The following is a 23,366-nucleotide window of genomic DNA, read 5'->3' on the forward strand; positions in this document are numbered from 1 at the left end:
TCATGCCCTTACAGAAAAATCAAGTTCTCACCCTGCGCGTAGAGCGTCTTTCCAGCGATGGCAGCGGCGTAGCACACAGCCCAGACGGTGAGACCGTGTTTATTCCCGGTGCCGCCCCCGGCGACGAAGCCCGGGTGCGCATCGTTAAGGACTGCAAGCGCTACGCCTTCGGTATTCTGGACGAGGTGCTCACTCCTTCGCCGGACCGTATCCCGGTGGATTGTGCCGTGGCAGGCCCCTGCGGCGGCTGCAGCCTGCGGCATCTGGACTATGCTGCCGAGTTGCGCGCCAAGCAGGAGAATGTTGCAGATGCCTTTGCCCGCATCGGAGGATTGGATGTGCCTGTTCTGCCCATTGTGGGTTCGCCGGAAGTGAACCGCTACCGCAATAAGGTGCAGTTCCCGGTGGGCGTAGACAAAAGCGGTAAGCCCTGTATCGGCTTCTACGCCGGGCGCACCCACCGCATCGTCCCCTGCCCGGACTGCCGCCTGCAGCCCGGTGTGCTGAATGAGATCGGCAACGCATTGTGTGCTTTTTTTGCAGAAAAGGGCATCCAGCCGTACAGCGAGGAGACCGGCAGGGGCCTTGTGCGTCATATCTTTCTGCGGCGCGGCGCTCACAGTGGCCAGATCATGGTCTGCCTTGTCTGCACCCGTGCCAAGCTGCCCTCCGCTGAAGAGCTTTGCACCCGGCTGAAAGCTCAATTTGCAGAGATCACCACGATCCTGCTGAACGTAAATGCTAAAAACACCAACGTGATCCTTGGCACCGAGACCCACACCCTGTATGGGCAGGGGTATATTGAAGACACCCTGTGCGGTGTTCCGGTGCAGCTTGGCCCGCTTTCCTTCTATCAGGTCAATACCCTTGCTGCCGAGCAGCTTTACGGCATTGCCGCCCAGTATGCTCAGCTTACCCCGGACGACCTGCTGCTGGACCTCTACTGCGGCATGGGCACCATTGGTCTTTCCATGGCAGCGCACTGCCGTGAGCTGATCGGTGTGGAGATCGTACCGGAAGCCATTGAAAGTGCCAAGGCTAACGCTGCCCGCATGGGTGCAGATGTGGCCGCAAAGAGCCGATTTTTCTGCGCAGATGCCGGTCAGGCCGCCACCCGCCTTGCCGCTGAGGGCCTTCACCCGGACATCGTAATGCTGGACCCACCCCGCAAGGGCTGCGACGAAGCCACCCTTTCCGCTGTCGTGCGCATGTCTCCCCGCCGGGTGGTCTACGTCAGCTGCAACCCCGCCACCGCCGCAAGAGATGCTGCATGGCTGGAACAAAATGGATATCACGCAGAGAAGGTGCAGCCGGTGGATCTGTTTCCAAGAACACGGCATTGCGAAGCGGTTCTCCTTTTGACCAAACTCCATGTCGAGCGGCATATCGAGGTGGACGTCAGTATGGATGAGCTGGATGTGACTGCCGCAGAGAGCAAGGCGACTTACAACGAGATTCGGGATTATGTGTGGGAACACCATCAGTTGAAGGTATCCAATCTCTATATCGCACAGGTGAAGCAGAAGTACGGCATCATCGAGCGGGAGAATTACCATAAAGCGAAAAACGAGAATGCAAAGCAACCTCAGTGTCCGAAGGAGAAAGAGGATGCGATTGTGGAAGCATTGAAGCATTTTCAAATGATTTGATTTACTGTATGCCCGTCTGATTTTCAGGCGGGCATTTTCTTTTGTTGGAATATGGTGTTTCTATTTTTATCGTGGTACAATATCTTAAAGACTTTTTGTTTTCGGAGGGAGCCGTCATGATCGATCTTGCAAAACTGGAGCCTGTTTTGGGCGGATACCAGACCTATTTCCCGAAGCATTGGCCTCATGTTGAAGATTTCAAATGGGAAGCCGCGCAGCATTTCCACGACCATTGGAATATTGACGCGGCAGATTTTGGTGAAATGTTCAAGGAAGCCACTGCAAAGGTCTTTTCGCTTCTGGATACCGGCTATGCCTATCCCCGTGCGATGATCCTGAATTTCGCAGCAGCGGACTGTGAAGCAACACGCGCAATGTTCCGCAGCTTGTTTGATGAATCCACCGAACTTTCCCAGCGCATTATTGCATTTCAGGCTGCCACCGAAGAAATACGCACAAAATACAACGACGGCAGTTGGAATAACCACTACCAGAACACCAGTGCCATCAGCGTCTATCTGTGGCTCCGGTATCCGGATCAATATTATATCTACCGCTATTCCGTTGCCCGTGACATCTCGGATGCGCTGAACTTCGATGCTCCGCCCAAGCGGGATGGTTCCGTAGAATCGCTGCTAAACAGCTACCGCCTTTATGATGAGCTGCGGGCGGCACTGAGCCAAAATGCTGCCATCACCCAGATGATCCGCAGTGCCATTGAAGCAGCCCCTGCCGGAAAATACTGGCCAGACACACACTGGAATATCGCTGCCATTGATCTGGGCTTTTATCTGAGCCGTTTCTACCTTGCCGAACAAAAGACATCACAGATGCAGGCCGGATGGTTTCCTGCTGAAAGTGAGTATGACCCGGGCATTACAACCGCACAGTGGAGTGCTTTGCTGCAAGACACCTCGGTTTTTACCTCGGAGGCTTTGCGGGTGATGAAATGTATGCTGGATTACGGCGGGCAGGCCACCTGCAAACAGCTTGCCATTAAATACGGTGAAACCAGCAACTTCTACATCTCCAACTCCTACCATCTTGCACAGCGGGTGGCAGAAAAGACTAGCTGCCGCTGCATGCCCCGCGACAGCAAAAATATGCGTTGGTGGCCCATTTTATATGTGGGCAAAAATGCCAGCACAAAGGCGGATGGCACTTACATCTGGCGCTTGCGAGATGAGCTTTTACAGGCTCTGAAAAAAGCCGACCTCTCGAAAGTACCGGCTGCCGCTGCCGCCTGTGAAGCACCTTCACGCCACTACTGGTGGCTGACTGCCAATCCTAAGATCTGGAGTTATTCCAGTCTGCGGGTCGGCGAAGAGCAGACCTATACGCTGTACAATGACAACGGGAACAAGCGCAGGATTTTCCAGAATTTCCTCGATGCAAAAGCCGGGGATCTAGTGATCGGCTATGAGGCCAATCCGGTAAAGCGAGTGGTAGCTCTGGCCAAGATCACACAGGAAAGCAACGGCAAAGAGATTTATTTTGAAAAGACCGAGAGCCTGACTTCCCCCATTGACTATGCTGTACTGAAGGCTTTCCCTGAGCTGGAGAAAATGGAGTTCTTCGTACAGCCGAACGGAAGCCTGTTCAAGCTCTCGGAGGGTGAGTACAACTTTATTCTGGATCTGATCCGGGATGAAAACCCTGCTCCCGTCCGGCAGGCATCTGCCGACAGCTACACCAGAGTTGATTTTCTGCACGATGTTTTTCTGAGTGAGCAACGCTATGAAGTGTTGGTTTCTTTGCTACGCCACAAGAAAAATATCATTCTGCAAGGTGCACCCGGCGTTGGAAAGACCTATGCTGCCAAACGGCTGGCGTACTCTATAATGGGTCAAGCTGATTCCTCCCGGGTTGAGTTTGTTCAGTTCCACCAGAATTACTCCTACGAGGATATCATGCTGGGCTACCGGCCGGACGGCTCCGGCTTCAAGCTGACAGAGGGTGTATTTTACCGCTTCTGCCAGAAGGCTTCCAACGACCCCGACCGAGAATACTTTTTCCTGATCGATGAGATCAACCGGGGCAACCTGAGCAAGATCTTCGGCGAGCTGATGATGCTGATTGAAAGCGACCATCGGGGCGAAAAGATCACACTGGCCTATAACGGGATGCCCTTCTATGTCCCGGAAAATTTGTACATTATCGGTATGATGAATACTGCCGACCGCAGCCTGGCCATGATCGACTATGCACTGCGCAGACGCTTCAGTTTCTTCGAGATCGAACCGGCGTTCACCTCCGATGGATTCCAGAAATATCAATCTGCGCTTGACAATGAAACCTTCAATGCTCTGGTGGAACAGATCAAGGCATTGAACCGGGAAATTACCACAGATGCCTCCCTCGGTCCCGGATTTCGTGTTGGTCACAGTTACTTTTGTCTGGCCGACCCTGCTGCCTGCACCACTGACTGGATGCGCTCTGTGGTGGAGTTTGACCTTCTGCCTACGCTGGCAGAATACTGGTTCGACGCGCCCGACAAACTGCACCGTTGGGAAAAGAATCTGCGTGGTGTTTTCAATGACGACTGACAAAGGGATCTTTATCCAGAACATCTACTACATGCTCTCCTACGCCTATCAGGTGCTGCAGCAGCAGGATTATCAGTGCATCGCCTCGGAAAAGTTTGAGCGTATCGACGATTTGTTTGCTGCCATCCTTGCAAAGGGTGTTTCCCGGCAGCTGAAGCAGGGGCTCTATCGAGAATATGTTTCCCGAAGCGAGACCCGGTCAGTTTTGCGTGGAAAGCTGGATCTTCCGCAGACCATTAAGACCCGTATCCAGCACAAGCCACAGGTCGCCTGTACCTTTGACGAGCTTTCCGAGGATAACCTGTATAACCAGATTCTGAAAACCACCCTGCATGTGCTGCTTCGGGATAAGAATGTTTCTACTGAGCGCAAAGTGGAATTGAAGAAAGCGCTTCTGTTTCTGGACACGGTTTCTGCACTGCTTCCCTCTCAAATCCCATGGAAGCAGTTACATTATCAGCGGAGCAACCAGAATTACGAGATGCTGTTGAATCTCTGCTATTTCGTGCTGCACGATATGCTGCAGACCACCGAAAACGGCAGCTATAAAATGACAGCATTTTCGGATGAACGCATGGCAAAGCTGTACGAACGCTTTATTCTGGAGTATTACCGACAAAATCATCCCTACCTTACTGAGGTCAAGGCTGCGCAGGTCAAATGGGATCTTGTGGGAGAGCACGATGCTGCCATGCTGCGGTTTCTCCCTGCCATGCAAACCGATATTTTTCTGCGTTTTCGCGAAAAAGTTCTCATTCTGGATGCCAAGTATTACAGCCAGACATTGCAGCAGCAGTTTAATAAAGAGACCCTGCATTCTGCCAACCTCTACCAGATCTACACCTACGTTAAAAATCAGGATGCTGCCCATACTGGAAACGTTTCCGGGCTGCTAGTCTACGCCAAAACGCAGGAAGCCATCACGCCGAATTGTCTCTTCAACTTAGGCGGCAATCAGATCGGTGCACGCACCTTGGATCTCAATCAGGATTTTCGGCAAATCACCGCACAGCTGGATGGAATTGCCCAGCAGTTTTTCGGGAAGCATCCGCTTTGATCTTTTCCATGTCGATTTACCCGCTTTCACACCCGCCCGTCTGTTTTTTCAAACTTTCTCCTCCTAAGTGTCCGAAGGAAAAAGAGGATGCGATTGTGGAGGCATTGCGGCATTTTCAGATGATTTGATACGCAATCACCCCAGAGAGAATAGCCTCTTGTGCGTTCTCTCTGGGGTGATTTTTGCGTTATGCTACTTCCGGGTAGCGCATATATACATACTCGTAGATTTTCTTCTGGTAGGTCTGGATATCGCTTACATCATAGCTATTGGGAAGTTCTTGCCAAAGGGTCTTACGGATCAGGTTATCCACAATCGCCTTAGTTTCCTGCTTGTCCGTCCAATGGTCGAGTTTGGCAATCTGCTGTTTGATTTTTGTCAACAAGTCCACAGACACCTTCTTGATCGTTTCAATTTCCTGCTTTGTGAGATTCTCCGAAAACAGCAAATCGTACACTGAAAGTTCCTCATCGCTGGAAAAGCCCTCACGCACATAGCGCTGCTGCTCCGTGTCCAGTGAACTTGCAAGCTCCATCAGATCCATGAAGGTTTTCTCGATGGTCGCACGGTTCTGCTCCGCATTGTAGGCATCGATGATCTCCTGATAGCGGTCATAATAATCAATGCGCTGCGGGTTTGCAAACAACATTTTCGCCAATTGCTGATTCACCAGTTCATCCAGATCGCGCAGCAAGAGATTCTTCCGCCGGGTGTGGGCGAACTCCCGGCTCAACAAGTCAAAATCAATTTTGCTGATGTCAAACTGCCGGGAAGGTACAGCCTCCTGATCCGGCTTTTCCACATGGATGTACTCGTTGACGATGCCGTTGATCTGCACCATCAGGTCGGTATTGTCCGCGTGTTTTCGCTTCTGCTGCAAGCCCTCGTAGATGGCGAGAATTGCGTTTTTCCGGGCGCGCACGGCATCGTCCACATCGTCACGGTCTGCGTAGCGGAACAGCCGCGCCAGTTCAGACGCATAGGTCTGGAAGGTTTTCTTGGTTTCCAACGTCTCGCACATCGCGTTGACTGCATCCTGTACAAGGCTCATCTTTTCAAAGTCCTGTGCGTCCACCAATTCCTGCAGCCGGAACCCGTGTTCTGCCAGAAAGCCGTCCGTTTTTTCGATGACCGTGCGGATGCGCTGGATCAGCTCCGTTTTATCCACCGTTGGATCAACGCCCGCCGAGCTGTTCTTGCTGACCGTATAATCTGCCAGAGCCTTGCGCAGCGCCTTTACGATACCAATATAGTCCACGATCAGGCCGTTGCTCTTGCCCTCCGAAACACGGTTTGCACGAGCAATAGTCTGCATCAGGGTATGGGCTTTCAACGGCTTGTCCAGATACAGACAGGACAGACACTTTACATCAAAGCCCGTCAGCCACATGGCACAGACGAACACCACCCGGAACGGATTCTTGCTGTCCTTGAATTCTTTATCCAGCTCCCGCTTTTCCATTTTGGCACGGTGCGGCAAAATATCCAGTCCCCACTTTTTGAAGGTCTGCACCTCGTTCTGCTCCTGACTGATCACCACTGCCATTTCGGTTTCTTTCATCCATGCCAGTTTACGGGCAAGCTCCTGTGCTTCCTGCTGGGTCACTGTGCCCTGCCGGGCTTCCAGCTCCCTGATCTTTGCCTGCCAGCATTCCTGCACATAGTTGTACATCCGCACACAGGTAACCTTATTCAGACAGACGAACATCGCCTTGCCGCTGGTCCAAAGGTCAGAGTAATGCTCCACAAAATCCTTTGCAATGGAGCGCAGCCGTTCATCTGCGGTGAGAATATGGATCTCCTTGGCAAATTCTCGTTCCAGCTTTTCCTCCTGCGAAGGATCAAGGTCGGCTGCTTCAATGGCATCCAGGATCCGCCCGGTGATCTCCGGCTTGTCCAACTGGGCGATCTTATCCGCGCGGTTCTCATAATACAGCGGCACCGTTGCGCCGTCCTCCACCGCCCGCTTGAAGTCATACACCGACAGGTATCCGCCAAAGGTGCGTTCCGTGATATGATCATCCGCCAGAAGCGGCGTACCGGTAAAGCCGATGCGGGATGCCGTGGGCAGCAGGTGCATCATGTTGTCTGCAAAAATGCCGTACTGGCTGCGGTGGGCTTCATCCGACAAAATCAGAATGTCGTGATCCGGGTAGATGGGCGGCTCCTTGGGCAGATTGAACTTCTGAATCAGGGTAAACACAAAGCTGGGGTTGCCCCGCAGCTTTTTTACAAGGTCTGTACCGCTGGATGCAATGAACTGCGAAGCCTTGGTTTTGCCCAGCAGACCGCAGTTTTCAAAGGTATCGCTGATCTGCCGGTTCAGCTCGTCACGGTCGGTCAGCACCACAATGGTGGGCGAGCCTGCAAACTTGCGCCGGATCTTCTGCGCCAGAAAGACCATCGAATAACTCTTGCCAGACCCCTGCGTGTGCCAGAACACACCCAGCCTGCCGTCTTTTAACTTGCGGTTCTCGTAAGCACTGACGGCCTCGTTGACGCCGAGATACTGGTGGTTGCGGGCCAGAATCTTGGTGGTGCGCCCACCGGAATGGTCGTAAAGGATGAAGTTTTCCAGCAGATCGAGGAAGGTCTTTTTCTCGCAGATGCCCCGCAGCATGGTTTCCAGTTCCACGCTGCCTGCATCGCTTTCCTTCAGACGCTTCCACTCGTGGAAAAACTCGTACTTGCTGCCAAGCGTACCCACCTTGGCTTCCAATCCATTGGACAGCATAAGAAAGGCATTGTAATAGAACAACTGCGGAATGGTATCGAGGTAATCCCGATAATTGTCTATGTAGGCGTTCTGCACATCCACGGTGGGCTTTTTCAGCTCGATAAACAGCAGCGGAATGCCATTGACAAAGCCCACAATGTCTGTACGGCGGCGGTACAGCTGCGAGTGGATCTTCATTTCTTTTACGGCGAGGAAATGATTGTTTTCCGGGTTTTTGAAGTCGATCACCGCCGCGCTTCGGATTTCGGTGCGGCCATCCGGCCGCTTGACCGTCACCGGGATGCCATCCCGCAGCAGAAAATACTTTTCCTCATTAACCTGCATCAGAGATGCGGTGGAAACGTGCGCCGTGAATTTCTTCTGCACCTCGTCCAGCTGGTTCGGGGTGAGCCACGGGTTCAGCCGCAAAAGTGCCTGCCGAAAATACCGGGTCAGCAACACTTCCCCATAGCTGGTGCGGCCTAACGTCCCGTCCGGTCCCAGCTTTTCGGAGTTGTAAGCCAGCACCACCTCCCAGCCCAGAACATTTTGCAGCAAGTTGCCTGCACTGTTCTGGACAAGGACATTTTCGGAGTATTCGCGGCTCATAGGATCACCTCATTTTTTCAACTTTTCTTTTAAGCAGAATTCTTCATTGATTTTAATGATTATAATTGCCATCACAATTAAGAATCGCATATAATCATCTCTATGTACCTTTTCATCTAATGAATTAGTCGAGTGAATATATTTATTTCTCAAATCTAGTCCATTTGAAAATTTATGTTTATTAAGTAAATAATCAAGATAATCTTGTTCTGGTCGTGAGAACAATGTATTCTCTACCAGCAACTTATTATTTTTCAGTGCATCCTTCAATGGATCATTTTCTGTTTTTTCATAGGCCAAGCAAAGATATTCATATCTATAAAGTTGAATCAACATTCTCAATCTATCATACTTCAGTTCAATTTCCCCAGCTTCATCTATTCTTATAGTACCTTGACTTAATAAGAAGTCGATTTTTTCTTTCTGAATAGTTTTAAAATCATTATAATATACAGTTTCATTCTCTAGAAGTTTAAAGAAAGAATCATAGGCCTTTCCTATTCTTTCCACGTAAGTTAAAAGTGATTGTGATGAAAAGATACTTATATATTCCGATCTAATATTTTCATCATTACAATAGGCATACTTTTGTGTGCTTAGACTTGCAACTTGTGAAAACTCAACGCTTTGAGATGAGAACTCCAGATAATCTCTATCAATTGCTCCATATTTACTGTATAAATCAAATTGCTTTAAAACATGATCTATTTTACTAGAAATCAGTCTGTTTCTTTCCCCAAATGGCGCATCCCTCCTCACTTTCTCATAAACAAACCCCTCCACATTAAACTCATCTTTTAGGTATGTTTCAAAAAACCATTTATAAATATCTTCTATTTCTATTTCTCGCTGGCACAAAATGTTATAATACCCTGTCATTTGAAGAAATGCCATAGTGTTTTTTATACGAAAACTTGTTCCGACTTGGTACTCTCTCAATCCTCTTGTTCCAAACAAAAAGTTTTCAAGACCATACTCAGAGGGTTGCGAAACCAATAGGCATCTGTTAAAAAAATCAGCAAATTCAAACCAGTAGAAATTATTAAGAAGCGTTGCATAATCAAGATTATCTAGTATCCATTTACTGTCATATGAAACTTTTAGTTCATTCTGATCTTCTGATTCATTTTCTATCTTTCCGGTACCATCCATCGGTTTAAAGCCGATTCCTACTCCTGTTCTAAACGATAGGCCAGTTTCAAAAAGTTTTTTTCGCATGATTTCTAGTTTTTTATATGCTTTAAAGCGTGTCATTTCGCTAAGTTTAAGCTTGTCCGGATTCTCTTCTTGCATAATCACAGTCAAATAATTCATATTAGGAGAATCCAATTCGATGTACCTTTGAACTAACCCTTCCTTATCTTCTACTGTCAATTCTTTTGGAATGTAATACAGTTCTTTGTCCTCAGAACGTTCCAAAAACTTATTGACAAAGAATTCTGCATTCTCTGCATCCTTTAAAATGTATTCACGCACAACCTTCCCAAATTTATATACAATATCTTTTTCTCTCAGTATTCGATCAATTCTAATATTAGCCTTTTCCAGAAATTCAGCAAATTGCAAATCATCAAACTTTTTGTACAATCCTATCTTGCAAACCAGTTCAACAAAATCTTGACGGTACATTATATTAGTTTCGTTATATAATGTTGCCAACTCATTTATATCTTTTGAATTAAGGAAGCAGCCAACAACTCCGAACACCTGATTAGCCTTATTTTGATAATCTGTATATTGAGGATTTGTCCAGTCCTCAAGTCGTATTCCAGTGTCGATATATTTTTTCACATTATAAAGTTCTATAACTTTATTTATATCTGTGTAGCTTTTCCAATTATCATAATCGTCAAAAACTATCTCGCACTTTTTTAATTCTCCCAGATTAACAACTTCGCCATTTCCATAAAAATCGACACCGAAATACGCATCCATCTATATTACACCTCCACTTCCCCGCTCATCAATTTAGGCAACAGTACATCTCTTGCCATCTTTAATTGGTTATTTTGTTTTTCCAAATTTCTGATTTTCCGATATTGCGCTTCTGCAATCTTTGCAAACATCTCTTGCAATTCGTCTGTCGGCTCAATTACTTCAATATTAGAAAGCACGTTTCGATTCAATGTCGGAATGGCTCCCCCATTATTTAGCGATGCAAAGTCCACTGTTTGTAGCAAGCTGTAAACAAAGAAAATATTATGATCCTTGTAATCGCTTATGTAAAGCGATGTATTATGCGGCCAGAAATTATCCCAAATAAATTGATACTTACCCAAGCTTCCAGAACGACCCGTTACAATGCCCGGCCCCTTAATCTTAAATTCGTTATGATATCCAATCACCGTAGTTGAGCCAACAACTGGATATCGTCCAGCTTTCATCTCGTTTTTTGTCAAATCATATCCTCGATGAAATGTCAATATTTCATTGATATTTGTCCTGCTCCACCCCTCCGGCACGCCATCCACAATTTTCGTGTTTTCATGCCCCGGAAAGCGCAAATCCACAAACCACTCTTTATAAAGCCGCTGGGCTGCTTCTTCCAGCAATTTGATTTGTTTCTGGTTGTTTTCAATCAGGTCATCATAGGCAGAGAGGATATCAGCAATTCTTTTTTGAATTTCCAGTGTAGGTAGACGAATCGGAACCGAACTCAAAATTGTGGTATTAAGATTCAGCATTGTTGCACCAACTGCGTGTTTTTCAACCCATCCAACCGTATCGGGATGTTGCAATTGAAAAAAAACAAAACGAGAATCCGCTTTTTCGGAATCAATAGTTACTCTCAAACATCCTGTCCCGCATAGCCATCCCTCTTCTTTTTTAGTTACATGAGCACAGCGTCCAACATCACCTCTTCTCGAATACAAAATATCTCCTACTTCAATTTTATGGCGGCATAAACGCTCAACATGTGTTTTATCAACTCTCGCAATCGACTCTTCTGAAATCTTTCCACCAACCAAATCCTTCGGCATTACAACTGGTATTCCACATTCCGAATAATCCGATTGATGCAACTGTGACCCGAACGGTCCTGTCTGAATATTTTTTGATATATCCCCTAACTTTGCAATTTCCCACATCATACCCCCATCTCCTCCAGATTCTTCGAGATGGTTTCCATCAGGCGGTTGGACTCTGCCTGCAATTCCAGCAGTTCCTTGTGGATTTCCTTCATCCGCTGGGCAAAATCCACACCGTCGTCCTCCACGGGTGCAACGCCCACATAGGCACCGGGCGTCAGGGATGCGCCTTTTTCGTTGAGGATGGTATCTCGGCTGGCCACCTTGCACAGACCGGGGATATCCTGATAAACGCCCTCGCCAAACTTTTCGGTGAGCCAGACAGCCTCCTTGGCAACGGTCAGCTTCTCGTTGAGGGCTTCCAGCTCCTTGTCGAACTTTTCCTGCGTAGCTTTGCGCTCCTTGCGGGGTGCTGCCTCCACAGCGGCTTTGGCTTCTTCCCGCTTGGCCTGCACGTTTTGTTCCAGTGCGGCCTGAATCTCTGCAAAGGGGCGGTCGTCCGCCAGCTCTGCATGATACTCTGTCAGAAGCGCCTTGTACTTGTCCACCTCGCCGCGATAGAGCCAGACAATGGCGTTGAGGTTCTTCAGCTGCCAGTCGCTCCACTCGTTCTGAGTGCGGTCCACCACGGTATAATAGTTGCGGGCGTCGATGAACAGTACGGTGTCCAGCAGATGTTCCGGCTTGCCCTTATCCAGAAACCACAGCGAACAGGGCAAACTTTTGGTGTAGAAGAAATTATTGCCCACGCTCATCATCACGTCCACATGGCCGGTCTGGATGAGCTTTTCACGGATGTCCTTGTCTTTGCCCTGACTGTCGGTAGCCGAGGACGCCATCACAAAACCCGCACGGCCATGCTCGTTCAGGTAGGAGTAGAAATAGGACACCCACAGATAATTTGCGTTGCCGATCTCCTTGGCCTTGTTCACGCCGGGCAGACCAAAGGGCAACCGCCCGGCACTCTGCGCCGACTCCGACTTGACCTTATCCACGTTAAACGGCGGATTTGCCATCACATAGTCGCAGCAGCCGTTCAGGTTGTGGGCATCGTGATAGAAGGTATTGGCTTCATCGCCGGACTTGATCACGCCGGTCAGGCCATGCACAGCCATATTCATCAGGCAAAGCTTTGCGTTGTACTCCACCTTTTCCTGTCCGTAGAAGGTCATGGTGTTGTTAGCGATCATGCCCGCATGGTTTACAAAGTCGCCGGTCTGCACAAACATACCGCCGCTGCCGCAAGCCGGGTCCAGCAGAACGCCGTGGGCAGGCTCCAGCACATTGACGATCATCTTCACCAGCGATTTCGGCGTAAAGAACACGCCGTCATCCTGTGCCACATTTTTGGCAAACTTATTCAAAAAGTACTCGTAGATACGGCCGATCACATCGCCGCCCACATCGTCCAACGCATCATTGTTGAAGATGCGCAGCAGTTCCCCCAGCAGCTCATCCGAGAAGATGGTGTAGTCCTTCGGCAGAACGCCCTGCAGCTGCTCGCTCTGCTGCTCCACCAGTTCCATGGCGTTGTTCACCACTTCGCCCAGACTGTTCAGAGGATTGCCCTCGATGCCGGTCAGCCCCTGCTCCGGGATGTTGGCGGGCAAATTGACTAAGTAATTGTACTGCGCCTCCTTGGGCAGAAACAGTGCACTCTTTTCGGCAAAGTCGCTTTGCTCCACCGGCAGCACCCGGCCACCGCGCACGGGACGGTCTTTCAGGATCTCCTGCTCTACCAGTTTGAAGCGGCTGTACGCATACCGCAGAAAAATCAGTCCCAGTACCGGCATACAGTATTGGTTCGAGGTGAGTTTAGAGCCTGCACGCAGCAGATCTGCCGACTCCCACAGGTCAGCTTCCAGTTTTTTGACGTTCACATTATTTGCCACGAGGGGGTTCCTCCTGTTGTTTGGATTTTCATTTTCTATTGTATCACATTTTTCTGCAATGTTCATCTTTAATCATTGCTATTTTCTTTTTTGACTGGAAAAAGTTATTTACCAATGGCTGACAATGTGTTAGAACCATATACTTTCTCATTTGGAGACGCTAAGCCTGCATCCACCGGATGCAGTTCAAGGGTTTGGGTGTTCCCAACAAGTATTTTGCAACGCAAATGGTGTTTGCATAGACAGACACATTGCTTGCAGATGCTATGAAACCTCTCAACGTGCTTCCCAAATTTGAAAATCATTTTGCAAATCAGACCGTCCGTTTTCAAGTTCAACTTGAAGCGGGCGGTTATTTTTTTGCTCAGGAGGTTTTTGCGTTTGCATCCGCAGCAAACAGGGCGAGTTGGTACCAACTTGCAATTTTTGAATCCAATTTTACAAATCCAGCTTCAAAACACTTGTTGGGCTTCGCCCAAACCCGATGTTCAGCACAAGAATGCGCTAGTTTCGCACCTTAACGGTCGCTGAATAAGCATATTTTTTGAGAAAAATTCGTTTCAGAAAAATCAGCGTTGATTCATCCAATATCACATCAAACCGGACCTATTACTTCCGGTTTTTCCTTGGGATCCTCCTAAAATCCACTGAAAACCGGAAGGAATGCTTCCTAAATATTTCTGCTTCATTGTGATATGCTTTCTACAAGCCTTCATCGAACCTTGAAAATCGAATGACCGTCTGCATGGGATACCCGGCCATGACCCTGACAATGAGAGCCGGAAAACGCCGCTGAAAGGGGGCAGGAAAGCCATGCAGAGAGAACGGCACCCCAAATCTGAGATCACGTTGATACGCAAAACCGGAACCAGTAGTTCCGATTTCGCCTTGAAACTCACTTCACATTTTTTAAAAACCGGAACTACCAGTTCCTAAAAATAAAATTTACGATGTGATACACTAAGCCCACAGAAGCACATTCTTCATTGCTTTTTCGCAAGTTCCGACAAAAAATGTCCAATTTTTAGTAGACATTCAAATCAACTTTCGTAAAAACCGGACGTAATGTGTCCTAAAAAATCTCCCATGAATGTGTTAACCTAGTTTCAAATCTATCATTGGACCTTGAGAACCGCATGACCGTCTGCATAAGATACTCGGCGATGACCTCGCAAGAGCGAGCCGGAAAACGCCGCTGAAAGGGGGTAGGAAACCCATGCAGGGAGAACGGCAGAAATACCAATAGATTTTTGAAAGGAGATTTTGCCTATGAAGAAAAACAAGTTTGAATTTATCATTGATTCTGAATTTCAATCTCAGATTCCTGCATTGACCGATGAAGAATTTCAGCAACTGGAAGAAAACATCCTTTCAGAGGGCGAAGTCCTGTCTCCCCTGATTGTCTGGGGCAACATTCTTGTTGATGGCCACAATCGCTATAAGATTCTCCAGCAGCACCCAGAAATCCCTTATACCACCCGCTCGATCTCCTGCACCTGCGAAACCCGTGAAGATGTTCTGGCATGGATCTGCAAGCATCAGCTGGGTCGTCGGAATCTGACACCCGAGCAGAAAAAGTTCCTGATTGGAAAGCAATATCATTCTGAAAAATCCACTCGTGGGGGAAATCATGGCAATCAGTACACACCGGTGGCAAACTGTCAAATTGACAATTTGCCATCGGTAGAAAACACGACTGAACGAATCGCCAAAGAAAATAATGTGAGTCCCTCTTTTGTAATTCGTGCCGAGCAGTTCATGAAAACTGTTGAGCTGATGGAAAAATACTGCCCCGGCATTCAGGAAGAAATCTTATCCGGCAAACTCAAGCTATCCCATCGAGAGGCTACTATTATCCGTGGAACTCCCACGGAAGCATTGCCCACCGTTGTATCAACATGGCGATAGGAAAAGCTGAACGGTAAACCAGACGATAGTGCAGACACCTATGAGAATTTAGAATTACTTTCCGAGGTCACCGAAAACAATTTTTCTACTGCTGCCATATCGAAGATCCAAACGCCTGATCCGCTCTCGGAGAATCGACCTTTTATTTCATCGGGAAAGCGCAGCACTGAACTCCAGACCATTCGTGAGCTTAGTGAAAAAATGGAATCAGTTGATTATGTCGCCGATGCCGAAGGGATGTTTTGCGAAATCAAAAGTGCCTCTGATAGCTTTATTTTCCGCCTCGAGCACTGCTTTGCTCTTTATCCTGACTTTCTGACAAATGTAGAGATTGAAGCAAAAGTTATTGCTGCTTTGCAAAAAGCAGAAAGCTATATTGTGCATCTGAAAGAACAGCATCGGCAGCATCTTCTGGAGACTACCAACAGCCAGTAAAATGCTTTCCAAAAATTTGTTTGATGAAAAAACACTGGAGGTGAATTCTATTTCCGACTACCTGACTGTCACTACACCTTTGCCGCAATATCTGCCCTATCCCCGCTTTCTGCTGGACACCGACCTGAGCCACACAGCAAAGCTGCTCTACACCCTGTTGCTGGATCGTGCAACACTTTCCCAAAAGAACAACTGGATGGATGAGTGCGTCTTCGTCTATGTGATTTTCCCGCTTTCATCATTGAGCGATGCTCTACGATGCAGCACCATGAGCATTAAACGTGCGTTGCGTTCACTGGAAGATGCCGATTTGATCGAGCGCAGGAGAGGTCACATTGCTGTTCCCAACAATATCTTTGTAAAAGTCCCGACAGAACAAAAATGTTCCTCTGCATGGAACGATTCTGCTCCATGTGATGGAACAGAAATGATATCTTCCATTCGCACGATTTTTGAGCAATATGTAAACACCGACACAGGTGCAAATGGTCTTTCCAAATATCTGGAGACCCACGGCTTTCAGAAGCTTGCTCGTCAAAATGGCACCTCTCCCCTTTTCAGCGCAACATTGATTCGTGCCATCCTGAAGAACCCCGTCTACTGCGGAAAAATCGCCTTTGGTCGCCGCAAACTCGAAAAGATTCACGGCACCCGGAACGAATATCATCAGGTTCCACAGGAGAATTATTTGCTGGTGGACGGCCTGCACGAAGGCATCGTATCGGAAGAATTGTGGAACGCCGCACAGGTCAAGCTGTTGGCGCAGTCCAAACGATACGAACCAGTCAACCGCAGCAAGACGGAACAGGCGCATTTATTATCCGCCCTTGTCAAGTGCCCCATTTGCGGTGCTGGAATGTATAGCAACAAATGCACCAAACGAAAGAAAGATGGCACACCCTATAAATCTTTCTCTTATTACAGTTGCAAGCACCGCAAGATGCAACGTGGGCAAAAATGCGATTTCAACAAGCAAATTCAGGAAGAAGTTCTGGACAACGCCGTGGTGGAGGATATCATCAAACTGGTCAGCAATCCAAAGTTTGCCGCCATGATGCAGGAGAAGATCAACAGCAAAGTAGACACCATTGCCATTGAACAGGAAATTGCTGCCGCTGAAAAGCAGTTGCGGCAGTATTATTCCATCAAGTCCAAAATCATGGAGGAAATCGACACACTTGATCCGGATGACCGCCACTACATCATCCGCAAATCTGACCTTGACGAGCGGCTTTACAGGATGTACGATAAAATCGAGGAAGCCGAAAACAACCTGATGGATGCCCGGGCAAAGAAGCAGGCTATCGAAGCGGATAAAATCACGGGCGATAACATTTACAAAGTTCTCATCTGCTTTGAAAGGCTCTACAATGTGATGAATCCCCTTGAACGCAAAAAGCTGATGGAACATCTGATTTCTGAAATTCAGATCTACCCGGAGCGTCAGCCCAACGGTCAGTGGCTCAAATCCATCAAATTCCGACTGCCTATCGTTGAAAGCGATATTGATCTGTGTTTGGACAATGAAAGTCATACCGAATGTGTGCTGAGCCTTTCCAAGGTGTGAGGTTTGAAAAAATGGCTATTCCAAAATATAATGAACTTTACTCGCTGTTCCTCTTTGCAATTCAGGACGGTGCCCCGCATTCTTCAAAAGATGTAAAGAAAATCATCTCTCAAAAACTCCAGTTAACCGCCTTGCTCTTGAATTGGTAAACATACATAAAAAGCGCCCGTCCCGGTTTTTTCCGGGACAGGCGCTTTGCATTTTAACCTTGTAATTTATCAGGACAGAATCATGCGGTCATTTGCAAACTCGCCGCCGCTGGCGATCTGGAACTTTGCCAGCAGGTCGGAGACGTGCAGGTTCTTCTTTTCCTCACCGGAAACATCATAGATGATATGGCCTTCGTGCATCATGATCAGGCGGTTGCCATACTTAATGGCATCCTTCATGTTGTGGGTGATCATCATGGTGGTGAGATGGTTTTCCTCCACGATTTTGGCCGAGAGGGTCAGCACCTTGAGCGCGGTCTTGGGGTCCAGCGCAGCGGTGTGCTCGTCCAGCAGCAGGAGCTTGGGCTTGTTCATGGTAGCCATCAGCAGGGTCAGTGCCTGACGCTGACCGCCGGAAAGCAGGCCCACACGGGCCGTCAGGCGGTCTTCCAGACCCAGATCCAGCGTCTTGAGCAGTTCACGGTACTGCTCGCGCTCTGCCTTGGTAATGCCAATGCGTAGGGTGCGGGGCTTGCCGCGGCGTGCAGCTAGGGCAAGGTTCTCTTCGATCTGCATGGTGGCAGCAGTGCCGGTCATGGGGTCCTGAAACACGCGGCCGATGTAAGCGGCACGCTGATGCTCGCTCAGGCGGGTCACATCCACACCGTCAATAATGATCTTGCCTTCGTCCACCGGCCACACACCGGCAACTGCGTTCAGCATGGTGGATTTGCCTGCACCGTTGCCGCCGATCACGGTAACGAAATCGCCCTCGTTCAGCTTCAGGTTCAGGCCGTTCAGGGCAGTTTTCTGGTTGACCGTGCCAGCGTTAAAGGTCTTGGAAACATTCTGGATCTCAAGCATTTTTTGCATCCTCCTTTGCCTTCTTCACTGGCTTCGAGAAGTACTTGCCCTTCCAGTACGGCACGGCAAGGAAAACAGCCACCACAGAAGCGCTCAGCAGCTTGAGCAGGTTGGCATCGAAACCCAGAGTCAGCACCAGCTGAATGACAATGTAGTAGATGATGGCACCCAGAGAGACAGAAACCATCTTGAGTGCAAAGTTGTGGAAGATGCGGCTGAACAGAGCCTCGCCAATGATGACAGCAGCCAGACCAATGACGATCGCGCCACGGCCCATGCCGACATCTGCAAAGCCCTGATACTGGCTCAGCAGAGCGCCAGACAGCGCCACCAGACCGTTGGACACAGCCAGACCCAGCACGATATTGAAGTTGGTGTTGATGCCCTGCGCACGGGACATGGCGGGGTTAGAGCCGGTGGCACGGATGGCACAGCCCAGCTCGGTGCCGAAGAACCAGTACAGAATGCCGATCAGCACCGCTGTGACAATGATGATCATAACGATAGGGTTGTGGAGAGCGAACTCCTTGACCCAGCGCAGGGAGATCAACAGGTTGTACTTGTCCACGTTGATGGCCTGATTGGCCTTGCCCATGATTTTGAGGTTAATGGAATACAGCGAAAGCTGGGTCAGGATGCCGGCAAGGATGGCCGGAATGCCCATAAATGTGTGCAGGACACCGGTGACGAAGCCGGACAGCAGGCCTGCCAGCAGCGCCATGAGCAGGGAGACCCAGACGTTCTGGCCGGACAGCAGGCACATGACGCACACTGCACCGCCGGTGCCAAAGGAGCCGTCCACGGTCAGATCGGCCACGTCCAGAATACGGTAGGTCAGGTACACGCCAATGGCCATGATACCCCAGATAAGGCCCTGTGCACAGGCACCCGGCAAAGCGCCCGGCAGGTTTGCCAGTCTTGCAATGATTTCCAAAACAATTCCTCCTAAACGTTACACTTTTTTACTTCCCGTTTGATACGGGAAAGCGGAGAAGAGCACTTTTTACCCTTCTCCGCTGATTTTCTGTTTGGTTTCCCGGAGTATTTTAGCCCTCGATCTCCTCGTAGCCGTCGGGAACGGTCAGGCCCAGATCGTCGCAGATAGTCTTGTTGTACTTCTTGGTCACATCGGTGTACTCGATGGGCATGGTGGAGATATCAGCCTCGCCGTTCAGGATCTTCACTGCCATCTCACCGGTGGTGTAGCCCAGATCGTAGTAGCTGATGGAAAGGGTAGCCACGCCGCAGCCGGCGCAGATGCCCTCTTCGCCAGCGAACACGGGCTTCTTGGCCGGGCGGCAGATGCCGTCCACAATGCCGGTGTTTGCAGCAACAGTGTTATCGGTGGGCACATACAGTGCGTCGTTCTCGTCGGCAGCCTTCTGGCAGACAGAGGACAGGTCGTTGGAATCAGAGAAAGCGTACTGGGTAGCGGTGACACCCTTTTCCTCCAGATACTTCTGGACCTCATCCACCTGATACTGGCTGTTTGCCTCAGCAGAGCAGTACAGCAGGCCAACCTTCTTGGCCTCCGGCATCCACTCCACGATCATCTCAGCCTGCTGATCCAGCGGGGCCAAATCAGAGGTACCGGAAATGTTGCCGCCCACGGTGCCGTCGAAATCGGTCAGGCCCAGAGCCACACCGTACTCGGTAACAGAGGTGCCCAGCACCGGAATGCTGTTGGTAGCAGACTGTGCAGCCTGCAGAGCGGGCGTAGCATTGGCCATGATCAGATCCACACCAGAGGAAACGAAGCCGTTGGTGATGGTAGCGCAGGTAGCGGAATCACCCTGTGCATTCTGGAAATCGAAGGTGACATTCTCGCCGAAGGAAGCAGTCAGAGCATCCTCAAAGCCCTGCGTAGCGGCATCCAGAGCGGCATGCTGCACCAACTGGCAGATGCCGATCGTGAACTTCTGGCCATCGGCTGCAGCAGAAGCAGCAGCGGAGGATGCAGGCGCAGCGGAAGAAGCAGCTGCAGAAGATGCAGAAGAACCGCCGCAGGCAGTCAGGGCAGCAGCTGCGCCGCAGGCAGCGGCAGCAGCCAGAAACGAACGACGAGTGATTTTACGCATAATGTTTATCTCCTCTATCTCTTTGCGTGTGCGGCCTACAGGTACCGCACCGGAAAGCTATGTTTTGTATGCAAGGCTCGTACAGTCTCGCTTTACACTCGTGAAGTATATCACACATTTCACGGTAAAACAACTCACTTTTGCTCTAAAACGGCCTTTATTATCGATTGCATCAAATATATCGATCGATTATTTTGATGCGTTATTCCGTTTTTGCTGATATTCCGTCAGTTTTGCAAATTCAGCATCCAGCCAGTGCAGGTTTTTCTCCAGCTGCGGCAAGAACGGTGCGGCATAGTCATAGCCAAAATACAGCGCCTGCCAGAGCTTGTCCTGCATCCGGCGCACCAGCACCGGGCTGAGCTGCGCACCCAGCTGTTCCACCGTGTCTTCCAGTGTCATGCAGGTCTGCGCCCAGCGCACATCGGTCTGTTCCCGGGCCGGGACATCGTAACGAGCAAGATAGTCCTCCACCCTTGCCTCGATCACCTGCCCGCCGCAGCCGGTGGGCTGCAGAAAATAGCTCACCTGTCCTTTCCTGCTGATCTCCTGCGCCAGCGGGTACAGAGCACACACCAGCGGTTCGGCATCGTGGATGGCGCAGTGGTCTCCCGTAAGGAAAGGGCAGTTGTTCCGGTTCTCCTTCACCGGGGCCAGACGCAGCACCGGCAAATGGCTCACCGTGCCAATGCTGGCCCGGCAATATCCCCGCGCCACGATCTGCGGCGGCAGGCGCAGCCGGGCTGCAATGCGCCACAGGTCAAAGCCTGAAAGTACAATGTCCTCTCTGCCACGGCAGCAGTCGCCGCAGCCATTGCACGCAAAGCTGAAATGTGCATCCCGCGCCAGCAGGGGCATTGCCTCGGTACGGGTAAAATCGATCTGGCCGCACAGGTCGATATGGTGGTCTCGCATCTGTTCTCTCTTCTTTCCTGCATAATAAATAACAGGTCTATTGTACCGCAGGGCCGGTTTTTGCGCAACAAAAAAGCTGCTGTACGCTTGACAGCAGCTCATAGTGGCGCAGCGCACCCACACTCAGGCGGTACATCTATGCCATCTCACCGATTTGGAACGGTTCCCGCTCAGCCATGCAGCACCGCTTTCTGCTGCCGCTTGAGCCAGTGGTAAGCAATCACGCACACCAGAATGGAGAACAGCGAACCGCAGGCCGAAGCAAGACCCATGGGCAGCAGCGTCTGCGGGAAGAACTTGGATGCGAGGTAGGCACCCGGCACGCGCACCAGCAGAATGGACAGCGTGTTATGCAGGAAGGACAGCCCGGACTTGCCATAGGCGCAGAAATAGCCGCTGAAGCTGAACTGCACGCCTGCAAACAGGCAGTCAAAAATATAACCCCGGATGTAAGATGCACCGGCCAGCACCACAGCCTCGTCCGAGGTGAAGGGCCGCACCACCGACGGTGCAATGAACTGCACTACTACTGCCACGATCAGTCCAAAGGTCAGGCCAATGCCGATGGCGTAGCGCAGAATAGCATCCACACGGTCGTGCTTGCCGGCACCGATGTTCTGCGCGCCCAGTGCCGATACAGTGGACAGCATGGAGCTGGGCACCAGGAACAAAAAGCTGATGATCTTTTCCACGATGCCCACGGCGGCGGCATCGGTCAGGCCTCGGTGGTTGGCAATGATGGTGATGATCATAAAAGATACCTGAATAAAGCCGTCCTGCATCATCACCGGTATGCCAATGGAAAGGATCTCGCCAAGTGCACTGCGTTCCGGCTTGAAGTCCGCACCCGAAAGGTGGATGCCGTTCTTACGGCGCAGGATCACGACCAGCGAGATGATCACGCTGACCAGCTGAGAAAGAGTGGTACCCAGCGCTGCACCGGCAGGGCCAAGATGCAGCGCACCCATGAACAGATAATCCAGCGCAATGTTGCTTGCACAGGCCACCGCAATAAAGTACATCGGGCTTCTGGAATCGCCCAGCCCGCGGAAGATTGATGCCATGATATTATACGCCGTGATGCATGGAACGCCGATAAAGCAGATGATCAGGTAGGTACGGGTGCCCGCCACGGCCTGCTCCGGTGTGGAGACAATGCGTACGATCGGATTCACAAGCCCTACCAACACAGCTGCCAGTACCACAGATCCTGCCATAAACAGCGTGACTGTGTTGCCAATGAGCCGCGCCGCACGAGGTTTGTTCTCTGCGCCCACAGCCCGGCCAATAGTGACCGTTGCTCCCATGGCAAGGCCCACGATCATCACAGTGATCATATGCATCACCTGACTGCCAATGGATACCGCCGTTGTGCTGGCCACACCTTCAAACTGCCCGATGATGAACAGATCCGCCATGCCGTACAGCGTCTGCAAAAAGTACGAAAGCAGATAGGGCAGTGAAAAAAACAAAATGCTTTTCAGCACACTGCCGCTGGTCAGATTTTTTTCCATAATGTTTTCTGCCCGGCTTCCCTCTTCTCTGCCGAATGTACAGAGCTTACACTGCCAGACCGGGCAGCTCCTTTCCGTTATAGATAGTAAACCCTGCAACGGCTGAAAAGTCAAGGTTTTATTACAATAAAGCGGCCCGGTCGTGCCAAAAGGTCAGCACAGCCGAGCCACCATGAGTTTATTTAAGGTTTTTGTTTGTTCAATAGATAAGGCACAAACACATCGTAAAATTTTTCGCTTCACTCTGCATGAAATTGCGCCCTTCTCTTCCAGTCTGTTTCATCTTCAATGCTCACATCATTTTCAAAGCATACCTGCCTTTCTGTTTTCTCCTAAAACAGTTTCAAGACAAAAGAAAAACGCCTCAGAATTTCTTCTGAAGCGTTTTTTGTTCAAGTCGGCGACTACCTATTTTCACGCGCCGTTTCCAGCGAACTA

The 23,366-nt window shown here is 49.9% G+C and carries 18 protein-coding genes; 9 read left to right on the forward strand and 9 right to left on the reverse strand.

Annotation, left to right across the window (positions count from 1 at the left end; translation table 11 throughout):
- Nucleotides 1-2: 2 nt before the first annotated feature.
- From rlmD to mcrC, 3 genes are all read left to right on the forward strand, one after another.
- Nucleotides 3-1,649, forward strand: a complete 1,647-nt coding sequence (gene rlmD, locus DWY76_RS12025; protein ID WP_120081448.1) for a 23S rRNA (uracil(1939)-C(5))-methyltransferase RlmD — start codon at nucleotides 3-5, stop codon at nucleotides 1,647-1,649.
- Between the two features lie 116 nt (nucleotides 1,650-1,765).
- Complete coding sequence (locus DWY76_RS12030) at nucleotides 1,766-4,195, forward strand: AAA family ATPase (RefSeq protein ID WP_120081449.1); 2,430 nt, start codon at nucleotides 1,766-1,768, stop codon at nucleotides 4,193-4,195.
- On the forward strand, nucleotides 4,185-5,252 hold the full coding sequence (gene mcrC, locus DWY76_RS12035) for a 5-methylcytosine-specific restriction endonuclease system specificity protein McrC (RefSeq protein WP_120081450.1): 1,068 nt from the start codon (nucleotides 4,185-4,187) through the stop codon (nucleotides 5,250-5,252). Before DWY76_RS12030 ends, mcrC begins: the two co-directional genes overlap by 11 nt.
- Nucleotides 5,253-5,439: 187 nt before the next feature.
- Here mcrC and DWY76_RS12040 read toward each other — a convergent pair whose 3' ends face one another.
- The 4 genes from DWY76_RS12040 to DWY76_RS12055 are packed head-to-tail and all read right to left on the reverse strand — an operon-like array spanning nucleotide 5,440 to nucleotide 13,498.
- Nucleotides 5,440-8,577, reverse strand: coding sequence for a type I restriction endonuclease subunit R (locus DWY76_RS12040; protein WP_120081451.1), 3,138 nt, complete (start codon nucleotides 8,575-8,577; stop codon nucleotides 5,440-5,442).
- Nucleotides 8,578-8,586: 9 nt separating this feature from the next.
- Nucleotides 8,587-10,512 (reverse strand): hypothetical protein, encoded by a 1,926-nt coding sequence (locus DWY76_RS12045; protein ID WP_120081452.1) that lies wholly within the window; start codon nucleotides 10,510-10,512, stop codon nucleotides 8,587-8,589.
- A gap of 5 nt (nucleotides 10,513-10,517) precedes the next feature.
- Nucleotides 10,518-11,669, reverse strand: a complete 1,152-nt coding sequence (locus DWY76_RS12050; protein ID WP_120081453.1) for a restriction endonuclease subunit S — start codon at nucleotides 11,667-11,669, stop codon at nucleotides 10,518-10,520.
- Nucleotides 11,666-13,498, reverse strand: a complete 1,833-nt coding sequence (locus tag DWY76_RS12055; protein ID WP_243112035.1) for a class I SAM-dependent DNA methyltransferase — start codon at nucleotides 13,496-13,498, stop codon at nucleotides 11,666-11,668. The genes DWY76_RS12050 and DWY76_RS12055 overlap by 4 nt, the downstream gene beginning before the upstream one ends.
- Nucleotides 13,499-13,764: 266 nt before the next feature.
- Between DWY76_RS12055 and DWY76_RS14100 the strand changes: the two genes are divergently transcribed.
- The 5 genes from DWY76_RS14100 (at nucleotide 13,765) to DWY76_RS14105 (ending at nucleotide 17,557) form a co-directional block, all read left to right on the forward strand.
- The gene (locus DWY76_RS14100; RefSeq protein WP_165852635.1) at nucleotides 13,765-14,019 is read left to right on the forward strand and encodes a hypothetical protein; all 255 of its coding nucleotides are present in this window, start codon (nucleotides 13,765-13,767) and stop codon (nucleotides 14,017-14,019) included.
- A gap of 748 nt (nucleotides 14,020-14,767) precedes the next feature.
- On the forward strand, nucleotides 14,768-15,406 hold the full coding sequence (locus tag DWY76_RS12060; protein ID WP_120081455.1) for a hypothetical protein: 639 nt from the start codon (nucleotides 14,768-14,770) through the stop codon (nucleotides 15,404-15,406).
- A 201-nt stretch (nucleotides 15,407-15,607) separates the two neighbouring features.
- The gene (locus DWY76_RS12065) at nucleotides 15,608-15,841 is read left to right on the forward strand and encodes a hypothetical protein (protein ID WP_133300816.1); all 234 of its coding nucleotides are present in this window, start codon (nucleotides 15,608-15,610) and stop codon (nucleotides 15,839-15,841) included.
- Between the two features lie 40 nt (nucleotides 15,842-15,881).
- On the forward strand, nucleotides 15,882-17,408 hold the full coding sequence (locus DWY76_RS12070) for a recombinase family protein (protein WP_243112036.1): 1,527 nt from the start codon (nucleotides 15,882-15,884) through the stop codon (nucleotides 17,406-17,408).
- A gap of 11 nt (nucleotides 17,409-17,419) precedes the next feature.
- Nucleotides 17,420-17,557: a hypothetical protein gene (locus DWY76_RS14105; RefSeq protein ID WP_154261047.1), complete on the forward strand. Its 138-nt coding sequence runs from the start codon at nucleotides 17,420-17,422 to the stop codon at nucleotides 17,555-17,557.
- Nucleotides 17,558-17,626: 69 nt separating this feature from the next.
- On the opposite strand, the gene DWY76_RS12075 is transcribed toward DWY76_RS14105, so the two are convergent.
- The 5 genes from DWY76_RS12075 to DWY76_RS12095 all read right to left on the reverse strand — a co-directional run bounded on the left by DWY76_RS12075 (nucleotide 17,627) and on the right by DWY76_RS12095 (nucleotide 22,928).
- Nucleotides 17,627-18,421 (reverse strand): ABC transporter ATP-binding protein, encoded by a 795-nt coding sequence (locus DWY76_RS12075; protein WP_120081458.1) that lies wholly within the window; start codon nucleotides 18,419-18,421, stop codon nucleotides 17,627-17,629.
- The gene (locus DWY76_RS12080; protein ID WP_097775413.1) at nucleotides 18,414-19,355 is read right to left on the reverse strand and encodes an ABC transporter permease; all 942 of its coding nucleotides are present in this window, start codon (nucleotides 19,353-19,355) and stop codon (nucleotides 18,414-18,416) included. The genes DWY76_RS12075 and DWY76_RS12080 overlap by 8 nt, the downstream gene beginning before the upstream one ends.
- Nucleotides 19,356-19,467: 112 nt before the next feature.
- Nucleotides 19,468-20,499 carry an ABC transporter substrate-binding protein gene (locus DWY76_RS12085; RefSeq protein WP_097778402.1) on the reverse strand — a complete coding sequence of 344 codons (1,032 nt, stop codon included), beginning with the start codon at nucleotides 20,497-20,499 and terminating at the stop codon, nucleotides 19,468-19,470.
- Between the two features lie 189 nt (nucleotides 20,500-20,688).
- The gene (locus DWY76_RS12090) at nucleotides 20,689-21,414 is read right to left on the reverse strand and encodes a YkgJ family cysteine cluster protein (RefSeq protein WP_097782236.1); all 726 of its coding nucleotides are present in this window, start codon (nucleotides 21,412-21,414) and stop codon (nucleotides 20,689-20,691) included.
- Nucleotides 21,415-21,584: 170 nt separating this feature from the next.
- Complete coding sequence (locus tag DWY76_RS12095) at nucleotides 21,585-22,928, reverse strand: MATE family efflux transporter (RefSeq protein WP_120081459.1); 1,344 nt, start codon at nucleotides 22,926-22,928, stop codon at nucleotides 21,585-21,587.
- Between the two features lie 172 nt (nucleotides 22,929-23,100).
- Here DWY76_RS12095 and DWY76_RS14255 point away from each other — a divergent pair.
- A partial coding sequence (locus DWY76_RS14255; RefSeq protein WP_207665857.1) for a hypothetical protein occupies nucleotides 23,101-23,366 on the forward strand: 266 nt, incomplete at its 3' end.

This window comes from Faecalibacterium sp. AF27-11BH (genome assembly GCF_003603005.1).
Lineage (GTDB): Bacteria > Bacillota > Clostridia > Oscillospirales > Ruminococcaceae > Faecalibacterium > Faecalibacterium taiwanense.